Genomic DNA, 15888 nt, shown 5'->3' with positions numbered 1-15888 from the left:
AGAGCCCGGGGGTGCAGGGGGCGGCGGCGACTGGCCGCCCCCTGCGCGCTCCTTGCACCAGTGGCTTTATATGGCATTGCACATGAAAGGAGTGCAACAATGTTAAGCTCTCAAATAGAATGACGAGATCTTTAAGCTCAACGCAGTCCCCTTCTTGTGCATAACATTTCCTTTTAATTGCAACTTTACTCGTCCTTCCGCTTTCAGTAGTGTGTCATCGCGCATTTCGACTTCTTTCTTTGCAAGGACTGGGTTTTCATGTTTTCTGGGCTGTTAATCATTCTGGTTCCCCTGATTGTGGGTTACCTCATTCCGCTTCGCCAAAAAGCTGCATTAAAAGTTATTAATCAGCTATTAAGCTGGATGGTTTACCTTATTCTCTTTTTTATGGGTATCAGTCTGGCGTTTCTCGATAACCTCGCCAGTAACCTGTTGGCGATTCTGCATTATTCTGCCGTCAGTATTACCGTTATTTTACTGTGTAATACTGCCGCCCTTATGTGGCTGGAGCGCGGTTTGCCGTGGCGTAATCACCATCAGCAAGAAAAACTTCCGTCACGTATTGCGATGGCGCTGGAGTCGCTAAAACTGTGCGGCGTAGTCGTAATTGGTTTTGCCATTGGCCTTAGCGGATTAGGTTTCTTACAACACGCCACTGAAGCCAGCGAATACACCTTAATTCTGTTACTTTTTCTCGTCGGTATTCAGCTACGCAATAATGGCATGACCTTAAAGCAGATTGTCCTTAATCGCCGGGGAATGATTGTCGCTGTGGTGGTGGTTGCCAGTTCTTTAATTGGTGGCTTAATTAACGCCTTTATTCTTGATCTCCCCATCAATACCGCGCTGGCAATGGCCTCCGGTTTCGGCTGGTATTCTCTTTCCGGTATTTTGTTGACCGAATCTTTTGGGCCGGTAATCGGGAGCGCGGCGTTTTTTAATGATCTGGCCCGTGAGCTGATTGCTATTATGTTGATCCCTGGGCTGATTCGCCGCAGCCGCTCTACCGCACTGGGCTTATGCGGTGCGACGTCGATGGATTTCACCCTGCCCGTTCTTCAACGTACTGGCGGGCTGGATATGGTCCCGGCGGCAATTGTTCACGGTTTTATTCTTAGCCTGTTAGTGCCGATCCTCATCGCCTTTTTCTCCGCGTAATACCTCTCTGGCGGTAGATCTCTGCCGCCAAAATTGCGCTAAATCAATCTCCCTTAAAGTTGCATGAAAAATCCCTTTTATCCCCGCGTTAAGCGTCTTAACCTTAAACATGTATATTAAATATAACTTTAAAAGGTGTGATCATGTTTTGTGTGCAATGTGAACAAACTATCCGTACTCCGGCAGGAAACGGCTGCTCATACGCGCAGGGGATGTGTGGTAAAACGGCGGAAACCTCTGACCTTCAGGATTTACTCATCGCGGCGCTGCAAGGGCTTTCGGCCTGGGCGGTAAAAGCGCGTGAATACGGCATCATCAACCACGATGTAGACAGCTTTGCGCCACGCGCATTTTTCTCAACCCTGACCAACGTTAACTTCGATTCTCCGCGTATTGTCGGCTACGCTCGTGAAGCGATTGCCCTGCGCGAGGCGCTGAAAGCACAATGCCTGGCTGTAGATGCCAACGCCCACGTCGATAATCCGATGGCGGACTTACAACTGGCGAGCGACGATCTCGGCGAACTGCAACGTCAGGCAGCAGAATTTACTCCGAACAAAGATAAAGCGGCGATTGGCGAAAACATTCTCGGCCTGCGTCTGCTCTGCCTGTATGGCCTGAAAGGTGCGGCGGCCTATATGGAACACGCACACGTTCTCGGTCAATACGACAACGATATTTACGCCCAGTACCATAAAATCATGGCATGGCTGGGAACCTGGCCTTCCGATATGAACGCACTTCTCGAATGTTCAATGGAAATCGGTCAGATGAACTTCAAAGTGATGAGCATTCTGGATGCAGGCGAAACCGGTAAATATGGTCACCCGACACCAACTCAGGTCAACGTGAAAGCGACGGCGGGTAAATGCATCCTGATTTCCGGTCACGATCTCAAAGATCTCTACAACCTGCTGGAACAGACCGAAGGCACGGGCGTTAACGTCTACACCCACGGCGAAATGCTGCCAGCGCATGGCTATCCGGAACTGCGTAAATTCAAACATCTGGTCGGTAACTACGGCAGCGGCTGGCAGAATCAACAAGTTGAGTTCGCTCGCTTCCCTGGTCCCATCGTGATGACCTCTAACTGCATCATCGACCCAACCGTGGGTGCTTATGACGATCGTATCTGGACCCGCAGTATTGTTGGCTGGCCGGGCGTGCGTCATCTGGATGGCGAAGATTTCTCTGCGGTTATCGCCCAGGCGCAACAAATGGCGGGCTTCCCGTACAGCGAAATTCCGCACCTGATCACTGTGGGCTTTGGTCGTCAGACGCTGCTTGGCGCGGCGGATACGCTGATTGATCTGGTCAGCCGCGAAAAACTGCGTCATATCTTCCTGCTTGGCGGCTGTGACGGCGCACGCGGCGAACGTCACTACTTCACCGATTTCGCCACCAGCGTGCCGGATGACTGCCTGATCCTGACCCTCGCCTGTGGTAAATATCGCTTTAACAAACTTGAGTTTGGCGATATCGAAGGTCTGCCGCGTCTGGTGGATGCCGGTCAGTGTAACGATGCATACTCGGCGATTATTCTGGCGGTAACGCTGGCAGAAAAACTGGGATGCGGTGTCAACGATCTGCCGTTGTCGCTGGTGCTCTCCTGGTTTGAACAGAAAGCGATTGTCATTCTGCTGACACTGCTTTCTCTGGGCGTGAAAAATATCGTCACCGGCCCGACTGCACCTGGCTTCCTGACCCCAGACCTGCTGGCGGTGCTGAATGAGAAATTCGGCCTGCGTTCTATCACCACTGTTGAAGAAGACATGAAGCAACTGTTGAGCGCGTAAGGAGTTTGTCGATGACGATGCCAACGAATCAATGCCCGTGGCGGATGCAGGTTCATCACATTAAGCAAGAAACGCCGGATGTGTGGACGATTTCCCTGATTTGCCACGATTACTATCCGTATCGCGCCGGGCAATATGCGCTGGTCAGCGTGCGAAACTCAGCAGAAACGCTGCGTGCTTATACCATCTCTTCCACACCTGGTGTGAGTGAATACATCACCCTGACCGTGCGGCGGATTGATGACGGTGTCGGTTCCCAGTGGCTGACCCGCGAAGTGAAACGCGGTGACTATCTCTGGCTTTCGGACGCGATGGGGGAATTTACCTGCGACGATAAATCTGAAGATAAATTCCTGTTACTGGCGGCCGGCTGCGGCGTCACGCCGATTATGTCGATGCGTCGCTGGCTGGCAAAAAATCGTCCGCAGGCAGATGTACAGGTGATCTACAACGTGCGTACGCCGCAGGACGTCATTTTCGCCGATGAGTGGCGTAATTATCCGGTGACGCTGGTGGCAGAAAATAACGTCAGTGAGGGCTTTATCGCTGGGCGTCTCACTCGTGAACTGTTGGCAAGCGTTCCTGACCTGGCTTCGCGTACTGTGATGACCTGTGGCCCGGCGCCGTATATGGATTGGGTGGAACAGGAAGTGAAGACGCTTGGCGTGACACGTTTCTTTAAAGAGAAATTCTTTACGCCAGTGGCGGAAGCGGCGACCAGCGGTCTGAAATTCACCAAACTGCAACCGGCGCAAGAATTTTACGCACCGGTTGGCACCACGCTGCTGGAGGCGCTGGAAAGCAACAAAGTTCCGGTTGTCGCCGCCTGCCGTGCGGGTGTTTGCGGCTGCTGTAAGACAAAAGTGGTTTCCGGTGAATATACGGTGAGCAGCACCATGACGCTGACCGACGCCGAAATCGCTGAAGGTTACGTACTGGCGTGTTCATGTCATCCGCAGGGGGATATGGTGCTCGCCTAAAGTTTAATGCCCGGCAAACTTAGCCGGGCATTTTTTAAGGAATTATCGCCAGGCAGAATTACCCGCCACGGCATAACGTCCGGCACCAAGAAAAGCGACGGCGAGAGCTGCAATAAAGAAATAAACCAGGCTTTCAATCGCCCAGGCTCCGGTTTTATCCAGCATCCCTGTTTTTCCCATTCCCACCATCAACCACGCCACGACCATTGTCAGGGCGATAACCAATGCGGCAGGTCGCGTCAAAATACCGAATATAATCAATATCGGCGCAACCACTTCCCCAATCAGTACGCCGTAGGCAATAAAGCCAGGAAAACCTTTTGCAACCAGCATTCCACTAATACCGTCAATTCCGGCAAATAACTTATGTATCCCGTGGAAAAGCATCAATCCTCCCACCGCCAGGCGTAACAATAATTTGCCAAAATCCTCATGCGTCAGCATCCGGTTCACTGCATTTAACATTGGTGTAACCATCTGAATTAACTCATTTTATCGTAAAAATGCCATTCGCATCAGCCTTGGCGATTCCCGGATTAAAAGCAACAGAAATATCAGTATTCAGCCAGCGCAACAGGCAGCATCTACTAAACTTGTTACCGTTATCACATTCAGGAGACGGAGAACCATGAAACAAACGGTTGCAGCTTATATCGCCAAAACACTCGAATCGGCAGGCGTGAAACGCATCTGGGGAGTCACGGGTGACTCTCTGAACGGTCTTAGCGACAGTCTTAATCGCATGGGCACTATCGAGTGGATGCCTACTCGCCATGAAGAAGTCGCGGCCTTTGCCGCTGGCGCTGAAGCCCAGCTTTCGGGAGAACTGGCGGTCTGTGCCGGATCGTGCGGCCCCGGCAACCTGCACTTAATCAACGGCCTGTTCGATTGTCATCGTAATCACGTTCCGGTACTGGCGATTGCCGCCCACATCCCTTCCAGCGAAATTGGCAGCGGCTATTTCCAGGAGACCCACCCGCAAGAGTTATTCCGCGAATGTAGTCACTATTGCGAGCTGGTTTCCAGCCCGGAGCAGATCCCACAAGTGCTGGCGATTGCCATGCGCAAAGCGGTGCTTAACCGTGGCGTTTCCGTTGTCGTTTTACCGGGCGACGTGGCGTTAAAACCTGCGCCAGAAGGGGCGACCTCGCACTGGTATCATGCGCCACAGCCGGTAGTTACACCGGAAGAAGAAGAGTTACGCAAACTGGCGCAACTGCTGCGTTACTCCAGCAATATCGCCCTGATGTGCGGCAGCGGCTGTGCGGGAGCGCATAAAGAGTTAGTCGAGTTTGCCGGGAAAATTAAAGCACCAATCGTTCATGCCCTGCGCGGTAAAGAACATGTCGAATACGACAATCCGAATGATGTCGGAATGACGGGATTAATCGGCTTCTCGTCAGGTTTTCATACCATGATGAACGCCGACACGTTAGTGCTGCTCGGCACCCAGTTCCCCTACCGCGCGTTCTACCCGACCGATGCCAAAATTATTCAGATTGATATCAACCCAGCGAGCATTGGCGCACACAGCAAGGTGGATATGGCACTGGTCGGCGATATCAAATCGACTCTGCGTGCATTGCTGCCGCTGGTGGAAGAAAAAACCGATCGCAAGTTCCTCGATAAGGCGCTGGAAGATTACCGCGATGCCCGAAAAGGGCTGGACGATTTAGCTAAACCGAGCGAGAAAGCCATTCACCCGCAATATCTGGCCCAGCAAATCAGTCATTTTGCCGCCGATGACGCCATCTTTACCTGTGACGTAGGTACGCCAACAGTATGGGCTGCGCGTTATCTGAAAATGAACGGCAAGCGTCGCCTGTTAGGTTCGTTTAACCACGGTTCAATGGCTAATGCCATGCCACAGGCGCTGGGTGCTCAGGCGACGGAGCCGGAACGTCAGGTGGTCGCCATGTGCGGCGATGGCGGTTTTAGCATGTTGATGGGCGATTTCCTGTCAGTAGTGCAGATGAAACTGCCGGTGAAAATTATCGTCTTTAACAACAGCGTGCTGGGCTTTGTGGCGATGGAGATGAAAGCCGGAGGCTACCTGACAGACGGCACCGAACTGCACGACACCAACTTTGCCCGCATTGCCGAAGCGTGCGGCATTACGGGTATTCGCGTAGAAAAAGCGTCTGAAGTCGATGAAGCACTGCAACGCGCCTTCTCCATCGACGGCCCGGTGCTGGTGGATGTGGTGGTTGCCAAAGAAGAGTTAGCCATTCCGCCGCAAATCAAACTCGAGCAGGCCAAAGGATTTAGCCTGTATATGCTGCGGGCGATCATCAGCGGACGCGGTGATGAAGTGATCGAACTGGCGAAAACAAACTGGCTAAGGTAAAAAGGGTGGCATTTCCCGTCATAAATAAGGACATGCCATGATTGATTTACGCAGTGATACCGTAACCCGACCGAGCCGCGCCATGCTCGAAGCGATGATGGCCGCCCCGGTAGGGGACGACGTTTACGGAGACGACCCTACCGTTAATGCTTTGCAGGACTACGCCGCAGAGCTTTCCGGTAAAGAAGCCGCCATCTTTCTGCCGACCGGCACCCAGGCTAACCTGGTCGCTCTGCTCAGTCACTGCGAACGTGGCGAAGAGTATATTGTCGGTCAGGCCGCGCATAATTATCTGTTTGAAGCCGGTGGCGCTGCGGTGCTGGGCAGTATTCAGCCGCAACCCATCGACGCTGCTGCCGACGGCACGCTACCGCTGGATAAAGTGGCGATGAAAATCAAACCCGACGATATTCACTTCGCCCGCACCAAATTACTCAGTCTGGAAAACACCCACAACGGCAAAGTGCTGCCGCGTGAATACCTGAAACAGGCATGGGAATTTACCCGCGAGCGTAATCTGGCGCTACACGTTGACGGCGCGCGCATCTTTAATGCCGTAGTAGCTTACGGCTGCGAACTGAAAGAGATCACGCAATATTGTGATTCGTTCACCATTTGCCTGTCGAAAGGTCTTGGTACGCCAGTCGGTTCGTTACTGGTCGGCAATCGTGATTATATTAAACGCGCCATCCGCTGGCGGAAAATGACCGGCGGCGGGATGCGCCAGTCCGGCATTCTGGCTGCCGCCGGGATGTATGCGCTGAAAAACAACGTTGCACGGTTGCAGGAAGACCACGACAACGCCGCCTGGATGGCGGAGCAGTTGCGTGAAGCAGGCGCGGATGTGATGCGTCAGGACACTAATATGCTGTTTGTCCGCGTCGGGGAAGAAAAAGCTGCCGCGTTAGGTGAATACATGAAAGCGCGAAACGTACTGATCAACGCCTCGCCGATTGTCCGCCTGGTGACGCATCTTGACGTCTCGCGCGAACAACTGGCGGAAGTCACCGCCCACTGGCGCGCTTTCCTGACGCGTTAAGGAGAGAGACGTGCCGCAACGCATTTTAGTTCTCGGTGCCAGTGGCTACATTGGTCAGCATCTGGTACGCACACTCAGCCAGCAGGGGCATCAGATCCTGGCGGCGGCACGTCACGTCGACAGACTTTCGAAGCTGCAACTGGCTAATGTCAGTTGCCATAAAGTCGATCTTAGCTGGCCGGATAACCTACCGGCACTATTGCAGGATATCGATACCGTCTATTTTCTGGTGCACAGCATGGGCGAAGGCGGCGATTTTATCGCGCAGGAGCGCCAGGTGGCTCTCAACGTCCGCGATGCGCTGCGCAAAGTGCCGGTTAAGCAATTAATCTTCCTCAGTTCACTGCAAGCCCCGCCACATGAGCAGTCAGACCATCTGCGCGCCCGTCAGGCTACGGCGGACATTCTTCGTGAAGCGGGTGTCCCGGTGACCGAATTGCGTGCCGGAATTATCGTTGGCGCAGGTTCAGCGGCGTTCGAAGTCATGCGCGATATGGTATACAACCTGCCGGTGCTAACCCCGCCGCGCTGGGTTCGTTCACGCACCACACCCATCGCGCTGGAAAACCTGCTGCACTATCTGGTGGCGCTGTTAGATCATCCGGCCAGCGAACACCGCATCTTCGAAGCTGCCGGACCAGAGGTGCTCAGTTATCAACAACAATTTGAACATTTTATGACCGCAAGCGGTAAGCGCCGCTGGTTGATCCCCATCCCCTTTCCCACCCGCTGGATTTCGGTATGGTTTCTCAATGTGATTACTTCCGTACCGCCCACCACCGCCAAAGCGTTGATTCAGGGGCTGAAACACGATCTGTTAGCAGATGACACCGCGTTACGTGCACTCATTCCACAACCGCTGATCGCTTTCGATGATGCGGTACGTAGCACGTTGAAAGAGGAAGAAAAACTGGTTAACTCCAGCGACTGGGGATACGACGCTCAGGCTTTTGCCCGCTGGCGACCAGAATACGGTTATTTCGCCAAACAGGCGGGGTTTACCGTTAAAACTTCCGCCAGCCTTCAGGCTTTATGGCAGGTGGTGAATCAAATCGGCGGTAAAGAGCGTTATTTCTTTGGCAATATTTTGTGGCAGACCCGGGCGCTAATGGATCGCGCGATAGGTCACAAACTGGCGAAAGGTCGCCCCGCACGGGAATATCTGCAAACAGGCGATGCGGTGGATAGCTGGAAAGTGATTATCGTCGAACCGGAAAAACAACTTACCCTGTTATTTGGCATGAAAGCGCCGGGGCTGGGAAGACTGTGTTTTACTCTGGAAGATAAAGGCGACTATCGCACTATTGATGTACGCGCCTTCTGGCATCCTCACGGTATGCCAGGGTTGTTTTACTGGCTACTGATGATCCCAGCGCATCTGTTTATTTTTCGCGGCATGGCAAAACGAATCGCCAGACTTGCAGAACAAAGCACAGATTAATCGAAAAAAACCTGCGTTATTCTTTCACGTTTCCCATTGCATCAAGGAGGAAATCACGGAAGAATGCGCTCGTCGTTTTATCAACAACAGTGGAATGATATGAAGGTACTGGTTACCGGCGCCACCAGCGGTTTAGGTCGAAACGCGGTTGAGTTTTTATGCCGGAAAGGCATCAGTGTGAGAGCAACCGGTCGCAACGAAGCGATGGGCAAATTGCTGGAAAAAATAGGTGCAGAGTTTGTCCATGCGGATCTGACTGAGCTGGTCTCATCGCAGGCGAAGGTGATGCTCGCGGGCATTGATACACTGTGGCACTGTTCCAGCTTTACCTCGCCGTGGGGAACGCAGCAGGCTTTCGATCTGGCAAACGTTCGTGCCACTCGCCGCCTGGGCGAATGGGCTGTCGCCTGGGGTGTACGTAACTTTATTCATATCTCTTCACCCTCCCTGTACTTCGATTATCACCACCATCGCGATATCAAAGAAGATTTTCGCCCTCACCGCTTCGCCAACGAATTTGCCCGCAGCAAAGCCGCCAGCGAAGAGGTGATCAATATGCTTTCGCAGACCAACCCACAGACGCGCTTTACTATTCTGCGCCCACAAAGTCTGTTCGGCCCGCACGATAAAGTTTTTATTCCCCGTCTGGCGCATATGATGCACCACTACGGCAGCATCCTGTTACCCCACGGCGGCAGCGCGCTGGTCGATATGACCTACTATGAAAATGCCGTGCACGCTATGTGGCTGGCGAGTCAGGAAGCGTGCGATAAGTTGCCTTCTGGTCGTACGTACAACATTACCAACGGCGAACATCGCACTCTGCGCAGCATCGTGCAGAAACTGATCGACGAGTTGAATATTGACTGTCGTATTCGTTCCGTCCCCTACCCAATGCTGGATATGATTGCCCGCAGTATGGAGCGTCTAGGACGCAAGTCAGCAAAAGAGCCGCCGCTGACCCATTACGGCGTCTCCAAGTTGAATTTTGACTTTACGCTGGATATTACGCGTGCGCAGGAAGAGTTAGGTTATCAGCCGATCATCACGCTAAATGAAGGTATTGAGCAAACTGCCGCCTGGCTGCGCGACCACGGAAAACTGCCGCGCTAATCCTGACCGTATTTCTCCAGCAACGCTTCGACAATCGCCTGAGTTTCTGCATCCGCTTCGCCGTTATATAACGTCGGGCGGAAATGCATCTGAAACGCCATAATCACTCGCTGCTGTTCGCGCGGCGTCATTTCAGGTTTTACGTCATAGCCGTAGCGTGCCAAAAGTTCCAGCAACGATGCGGTTTCTACCGGCGTGTGGGGCGCGCGCCCGGCCAGATAAAAGCTAACGCGCGATGCATCCGGCCAGGCACCAATCCCCTGCTGCGCCAGTTGCTGCCACGGGAACAGTGGACCAGGATCGTCTTTGCGCTGTGGGGCAATATCCGCATGTGCCACTACGTTTTCTGGTTTGATGTGATAGCGGGCGATAATATCTTTCGCCAGTGGAATGAGCGCCTGAATTTGCGCTGGTTCAAACGGCGTAAAATATTTCATCCCCGCTGATTTCTGCCAGCCGCGATTTTCCAGCTCAATGCCAATAGAGGTATCGTTAATCCGCGTCGCCCCGCGCCAGGCGCTAATCCCCGCGTGCCAGGCCAGTTCTTGTTCCGGCACCAGTTGCCAGATACGCGGTTTGCCGTTGAAACGCGGCGGCACGGCTGGCACCAGGTAGTGCGAGCTGACTTTTTTATCGGTCAGCGTCGCCAGCGACGTGTCGAAATCATCCGCCGTGTAGTGGATCACCAGCACTTTAATGCGCGGATACGCCGCCTGCGCCTGGCGTCGGGTATCGAGTTGGTATCCCTCTTTCTCGACAATGCCTTTTTCGCCTGCACACCCTGCCAGTAACAGGATCGCCGCAACCAGCCAGAAAACGCTTCTCATCGACGTGTTTTCACCGCCGTTCCACTGACGCTGACCATCAGCATACTGCCGTTTTGCCCGACAGTTTCGTAGTCGATATCAATGCCAACCACTGCGTCCGCTCCCAGCGCCCGTGCCTGGGAGCCTAATTCTTCAAACGCAATCTCCCGGGCTTTGCGCAGTTCCTTTTCGTAAGCCCCTGAACGACCGCCGACGATATCGCGGATACCGGCAAAGAAATCACGAAAAATATTGGCGCCTAAAATCGCTTCGCCCGTCACCACACCGCAATATTCAACGATGGTCTGACCTTCAAGTGTTGGGGTTGTGGAAAATTGCATGATCGATCTCCTTGTTTGCTAAGCCTTCGATCTCAAAAGCATTATCGGACTGATACGCTATTATTGAAAGGATATCATTATTATCGTAGAACGCTTTCAAGGTGTTCGCTTATAAGGAAATCATTATGCGCTACAGCAAATTGACCATGCTTATCCCTTGCGCACTGTTACTCAGTGCTTGCACCACCGTCACGCCAGCCTATAAAGACAACGGCTCCCGCACAGGTTCTTGCGTCCAGGGCGGCCCTGACAGCGTGGCTCAGCAATTCTATGACTACCGTATTCAGCATCGCAGTAACGACATTACCGCTCTGCGTCCGTACTTGAGTGACAAACTGGCGGCACTGCTCAGTGATGCCAGCCGCGATAACAACCAACGCGAATTGTTAAGCAGCGATCCCTTCTCCAGTCGTACCACCTTGCCAGACAGCGCCCGCGTCGCCAGTGCTTCTACCATCCCGAATCGCGATGCACGTAATATTCCGCTGCGCGTGGATCTGAAACAAGGCGACCAGAGCTGGCAGGATGAGGTGCTGATGATTCAGGAAGGCCAGTGTTGGGTCATCGACGATGTGCGCTATTTAGGTGGCAGCGTTCACGCCAAAGCGGGGACATTACGCCAGTCCATTGAGAATCGTTAATCCCTTGATTAGATTATAACACCCATAAATTGTCCGGCATTCTGAGAGGAATGCCGACATTTATGCTCGCCGAACAACGCCCCCGTTATTTTGTGCTATGTTTATTGAATAATGCGCTTTGCTTTTAACTTTTAAAGCAGAAATATTGCATAATTATTCTGTCAAAGGTACTATCTTCGACCTCAATAGCTATCAGACTGCCAGTATACGAGTGTCAATGAGTATTCAATTAAACGGCATTAATTGCTTCTACGGCGCACATCAGGCGCTGTTCGATATCACGCTGGATTGCCCGCAGGGCGAAACGCTGGTGTTACTTGGCCCCAGCGGCGCGGGGAAAAGCTCGCTGCTGCGTGTACTCAATCTGCTTGAGATGCCGCGCTCCGGTACGCTCAACATTGCAGGCAACCATTTCGATTTCACCAAAACACCGTCAGACAAAGCGATTCGCGACCTGCGTCGCAACGTCGGCATGGTGTTTCAGCAATACAATCTGTGGCCGCATCTCACCGTACAGCAAAACCTGATCGAAGCGCCATGCCGCGTACTCGGCTTGAGTAAAGATCAGGCGCTGGCTCGTGCAGAAAAACTGCTGGAGCGTCTGCGTCTCAAACCTTATAGCGATCGTTACCCGCTGCACCTTTCTGGTGGTCAGCAACAACGTGTTGCTATTGCCCGTGCGCTGATGATGGAGCCGCAGGTACTGCTGTTTGATGAACCGACCGCCGCGCTGGATCCGGAAATTACGGCACAAATCGTCAGCATCATTCGTGAGCTGGCGGAGACCAATATTACCCAGGTGATCGTCACCCACGAAGTTGAAGTGGCGCGTAAAACCGCCAGCCGTGTGGTGTATATGGAAAACGGTCACATCGTTGAACAAGGCGACGCGCGCTGCTTTACCGAGCCGCAAACCGAAGCATTTAAAAACTATCTCTCTCACTAAAGATTCGGGATAACGACAATGAAAAAAGTTCTGATTGCCGCGTTAATTGCAGGTTTTAGTCTTTCCGCCACAGCTGCCGAAACCATTCGTTTTGCTACCGAAGCCTCCTATCCTCCGTTTGAATCTATAGACGCGAATAACCAGATCGTCGGTTTTGACGTCGACCTCGCACAGGCGCTGTGTAAAGAGATTGATGCAACCTGTACTTTCTCCAACCAGGCATTTGACAGCCTGATCCCGAGTCTGAAATTCCGCCGTGTGGACGCCGTTATGGCAGGTATGGATATCACTCCAGAGCGTGAAAAACAGGTGCTGTTCACCACTCCGTACTATGACAACTCCGCCCTGTTTGTGGGTCAGCAAGGTAAATACACCAGCGTTGATCAGCTGAAAGGCAAGAAAGTCGGTGTGCAGAACGGGACGACACACCAAAAATTCATTATGGATAAGCATCCGGAAATCACCACAGTTCCGTATGACAGCTACCAGAACGCAAAACTGGATCTGCAAAACGGGCGTATCGACGGTGTATTCGGTGACACCGCAGTAGTAACCGAATGGCTGAAAGATAACCCGAAACTGGCGGCAGTGGGCGACAAAGTGACCGATAAAGATTACTTCGGTACTGGCCTCGGCATCGCAGTACGTCAGGGCAACACTGAACTGCAGCAGAAATTTAATACTGCGCTGGAAAAAGTGAAGAAAGATGGCACTTACGAAACCATCTACAACAAATGGTTCCAGAAGTAATTCCTGATGAATGAATTTTTTCCTTTAGCAAGCGCCGCCGGGATGACCGTCGGCCTTGCCGTTTGTGCATTGATTGTCGGACTGGCGCTGGCGATGTTCTTTGCAGTATGGGAGTCAGCAAAATGGCGCCCTGTTGCGTGGGCAGGTTCGGCGCTGGTGACGATTCTACGCGGCCTGCCAGAAATTCTGGTGGTGCTGTTTATCTATTTTGGCTCCTCGCAGTTACTGCTGACGCTTGCGGATGGCTTCACCATCAATCTTGGGATTGTAGAGATCCCGGTGCAGATGCAGATTGAAAACTTCGATGTCAGTCCGTTCCTTTGCGGTGTTATCGCTCTGTCACTGCTGTATGCCGCTTATGCTTCGCAAACTCTGCGTGGCGCACTGAAAGCGGTGCCGGTGGGGCAGTGGGAATCGGGTCAGGCGCTGGGGCTGTCGAAATCGGCTATCTTTTTCCGTCTGGTGATGCCGCAGATGTGGCGTCATGCGCTGCCTGGTCTCGGCAACCAGTGGCTGGTACTGCTGAAAGATACCGCGCTGGTCAGTTTGATTAGTGTGAATGATTTAATGCTGCAAACCAAAAGCATCGCCACCCGTACCCAGGAACCGTTCACCTGGTACATTGTGGCGGCGGCGATTTACCTGGTGATTACCCTGTTGAGCCAGTACATTCTCAAACGCATTGACCTGCGCGCGACACGTTTTGAGCGGAGACCTGGCTGATGCTTGAGTATTTACCCGAACTGATGAAAGGGCTGCATACCAGCCTGACCCTGACGGTTGCCTCGCTGATTGTGGCGCTGATTCTGGCGTTGATTTTTACCATCATCCTGACGCTGAAAACGCCGGTGCTGGTGTGGCTGGTGCGTGGCTATATCACGCTGTTTACCGGTACGCCGCTGCTGGTGCAAATCTTCCTGATTTACTACGGACCAGGTCAGTTCCCGACGTTGCAGGAGTATCCGGCGCTGTGGCATTTGCTGTCGGAACCGTGGCTGTGTGCGCTAATTGCATTGTCGCTGAACAGTGCGGCGTATACCACGCAGCTGTTTTACGGGGCGATTCGCGCGATCCCGGAAGGTCAATGGCAGTCCTGTAGCGCGCTGGGAATGAGCAAAAAAGATACGCTGGCGATCCTTCTGCCGTATGCCTTTAAACGCTCGCTCTCGTCTTATTCCAACGAAGTGGTGCTGGTGTTCAAAAGTACCTCTCTGGCATACACCATTACGCTAATGGAAGTGATGGGCTACAGCCAGTTACTGTACGGACGCACCTACGACGTAATGGTGTTTGGCGCGGCGGGGATTATTTACCTCGTCGTCAACGGCCTGCTGACGCTGATGATGCGTCTGATTGAGCGTAAAGCACTGGCATTTGAACGTCGGAATTAATGTGACTGCGTACACATTCGCCGGGGGGTTTTGTAGGTCTGAGAAGACGCGCCAGCGTCGCATCAGACACCTGCACGGTGCCTGTGCCGGATGCGGCGTAAACGCCTTACCCGGCCCACATAGTGCATAAATCCTTATAATGAAGACGGACAACCCACTAAGTTGTCCGTCTTTTTTTATCTCTCGCAAACTATTTAATCATATTTATTGCATATAAATTCATTTGATGGCATTGTAAATCCATGCCGCAGACACGGCTAATAATCATAAGATTGACAGACGGGAGTTCCATCATGAAAAAGCTAGTTCTTGCCGCATTACTTGCATCCTGTGCATTCGGCGCTTCTGCCGCAGAGAAAATCAATTTCGGCGTCTCTGCCACTTATCCGCCATTCGAATCGATGGATGCAAATAACCAGATCGTCGGCTTTGATATCGATCTGGCAAAGGCGTTATGCAAACAAATGCAGGCAGAATGTACTTTTACTAATCACGCTTTCGACAGCCTGATCCCGTCACTGAAATTCAGAAAATATGACGCAGTGATTTCCGGGATGGACATCACACCGGAACGTAGCAAACAGGTCGCCTTTACCACCCCCTATTACGAAAACTCAGCCGTTGTGATTGCCAAAAAAGATACCTATAAGACTTTTGCCGACCTGAAAGGTAAACGTATTGGTATGGAAAACGGCACTACCCACCAAAAATATATTCAGGATCAGCATCCGGAAGTGAAAACCGTCTCTTATGACAGTTATCAGAATGCATTTATCGACCTGAAAAATGGTCGTATTGATGGGGTATTTGGTGATACAGCGGTAGTTAATGAGTGGCTGAAAACCAATCCGCAACTGGGCGTTGCGACTGAGAAAGTAACCGATCCGCAGTACTTCGGCACCGGTCTGGGCATCGCTGTACGTCCGGATAACAAAGCTCTGCTGGAGAAACTGAATAACGCACTGGCAGCCGTTAAAGCAGACGGTACATATCAGAAAATCAGCGATCAGTGGTTCCCGCAGTAATTGAGACTGAGACGAAAGTAAGATGCCTGATGCGCTACGCTTATCAGGCCAACATCGACTCTGCAATGTATTGATTGAGCACGATTTGTAGGCCGGATAAGGCGTTCACGCCGC

16 protein-coding genes are annotated in these 15888 nt (G+C 52.4%); 13 read left to right on the top strand and 3 right to left on the bottom strand.

What is annotated here, in order from left to right; translation table 11 throughout:
• The first annotated feature begins 258 nt into the window (after positions 1–258).
• The 3 genes from lysO to hcr all read left to right on the top strand — a co-directional run bounded on the left by lysO (position 259) and on the right by hcr (position 3934).
• Positions 259–1158 (top strand): L-lysine exporter LysO, encoded by a 900-nt coding sequence (lysO, locus tag EQY_RS0103295; RefSeq protein WP_000491131.1) that lies wholly within the window; start codon positions 259–261, stop codon positions 1156–1158.
• A gap of 143 nt (positions 1159–1301) precedes the next feature.
• Positions 1302–2954 carry a hydroxylamine reductase gene (hcp, locus tag EQY_RS0103290; protein ID WP_000458798.1) on the top strand — a complete coding sequence of 551 codons (1653 nt, stop codon included), beginning with the start codon at positions 1302–1304 and terminating at the stop codon, positions 2952–2954.
• Positions 2955–2965: 11 nt separating this feature from the next.
• Positions 2966–3934, top strand: coding sequence for an NADH oxidoreductase (hcr, locus tag EQY_RS0103285; protein ID WP_000178649.1), 969 nt, complete (start codon positions 2966–2968; stop codon positions 3932–3934).
• 42 nt (positions 3935–3976) lie between these two features.
• On the opposite strand, the gene EQY_RS0103280 is transcribed toward hcr, so the two are convergent.
• Positions 3977–4411 carry a DoxX family protein gene (locus tag EQY_RS0103280; RefSeq protein WP_000258529.1) on the bottom strand — a complete coding sequence of 145 codons (435 nt, stop codon included), beginning with the start codon at positions 4409–4411 and terminating at the stop codon, positions 3977–3979.
• A 151-nt stretch (positions 4412–4562) separates the two neighbouring features.
• Between EQY_RS0103280 and poxB the strand changes: the two genes are divergently transcribed.
• The 4 genes from poxB to EQY_RS0103260 all read left to right on the top strand — a co-directional run bounded on the left by poxB (position 4563) and on the right by EQY_RS0103260 (position 9874).
• On the top strand, positions 4563–6281 hold the full coding sequence (poxB, locus tag EQY_RS0103275; RefSeq protein WP_000815332.1) for a ubiquinone-dependent pyruvate dehydrogenase: 1719 nt from the start codon (positions 4563–4565) through the stop codon (positions 6279–6281).
• A gap of 37 nt (positions 6282–6318) precedes the next feature.
• A complete protein-coding gene (gene ltaE, locus EQY_RS0103270; RefSeq protein ID WP_000566397.1) occupies positions 6319–7320 on the top strand; it encodes a low-specificity L-threonine aldolase in 1002 nt (333 codons plus the stop codon).
• Positions 7321–7330: 10 nt separating this feature from the next.
• On the top strand, positions 7331–8761 hold the full coding sequence (locus tag EQY_RS0103265) for an SDR family oxidoreductase (RefSeq protein ID WP_001136567.1): 1431 nt from the start codon (positions 7331–7333) through the stop codon (positions 8759–8761).
• 99 nt (positions 8762–8860) lie between these two features.
• The gene (locus tag EQY_RS0103260) at positions 8861–9874 is read left to right on the top strand and encodes a 3-beta-hydroxysteroid dehydrogenase (protein WP_024191085.1); all 1014 of its coding nucleotides are present in this window, start codon (positions 8861–8863) and stop codon (positions 9872–9874) included.
• Here EQY_RS0103260 and amiD read toward each other — a convergent pair.
• Both amiD and EQY_RS0103250 read right to left on the bottom strand, forming a co-directional pair.
• Positions 9871–10701, bottom strand: coding sequence for an N-acetylmuramoyl-L-alanine amidase AmiD (amiD, locus tag EQY_RS0103255; RefSeq protein ID WP_001258029.1), 831 nt, complete (start codon positions 10699–10701; stop codon positions 9871–9873). The genes EQY_RS0103260 and amiD overlap by 4 nt on opposite strands.
• Entirely contained in the window at positions 10698–11021 is a 324-nt protein-coding gene (locus tag EQY_RS0103250) for a heavy metal-binding domain-containing protein (RefSeq protein ID WP_001160737.1), read from the bottom strand. The genes amiD and EQY_RS0103250 overlap by 4 nt, the downstream gene beginning before the upstream one ends.
• A 125-nt stretch (positions 11022–11146) precedes the next feature.
• Between EQY_RS0103250 and EQY_RS0103245 the strand changes: the two genes are divergently transcribed.
• From EQY_RS0103245 to artJ, 6 genes are all read left to right on the top strand, one after another.
• The gene (locus tag EQY_RS0103245; RefSeq protein ID WP_010347551.1) at positions 11147–11662 is read left to right on the top strand and encodes a lipoprotein; all 516 of its coding nucleotides are present in this window, start codon (positions 11147–11149) and stop codon (positions 11660–11662) included.
• Positions 11663–11879: 217 nt separating this feature from the next.
• Positions 11880–12608, top strand: a complete 729-nt coding sequence (gene artP, locus EQY_RS0103240) for an arginine ABC transporter ATP-binding protein ArtP (RefSeq protein ID WP_000027204.1) — start codon at positions 11880–11882, stop codon at positions 12606–12608.
• Between the two features lie 18 nt (positions 12609–12626).
• On the top strand, positions 12627–13358 hold the full coding sequence (gene artI / locus EQY_RS0103235; protein WP_000756564.1) for an arginine ABC transporter substrate-binding protein ArtI: 732 nt from the start codon (positions 12627–12629) through the stop codon (positions 13356–13358).
• A 6-nt stretch (positions 13359–13364) separates the two neighbouring features.
• On the top strand, positions 13365–14081 hold the full coding sequence (artQ, locus tag EQY_RS0103230; RefSeq protein ID WP_001001682.1) for an arginine ABC transporter permease ArtQ: 717 nt from the start codon (positions 13365–13367) through the stop codon (positions 14079–14081).
• Entirely contained in the window at positions 14081–14749 is a 669-nt protein-coding gene (gene artM, locus EQY_RS0103225) for an arginine ABC transporter permease ArtM (RefSeq protein WP_000895401.1), read from the top strand. Before artQ ends, artM begins: the two co-directional genes overlap by 1 nt.
• A gap of 293 nt (positions 14750–15042) precedes the next feature.
• A complete protein-coding gene (gene artJ / locus EQY_RS0103220; protein WP_010347547.1) occupies positions 15043–15774 on the top strand; it encodes an arginine ABC transporter substrate-binding protein ArtJ in 732 nt (243 codons plus the stop codon).
• Positions 15775–15888: the final 114 nt, after the last annotated feature.

It is taken from the genome of Escherichia sp. TW14182, assembly GCF_000208525.1.
GTDB lineage: Bacteria > Pseudomonadota > Gammaproteobacteria > Enterobacterales > Enterobacteriaceae > Escherichia > Escherichia ruysiae.
Note: the sequence above shows the minus strand (reverse complement) of the source record. Positions and strands in the feature narration are given on the sequence as shown.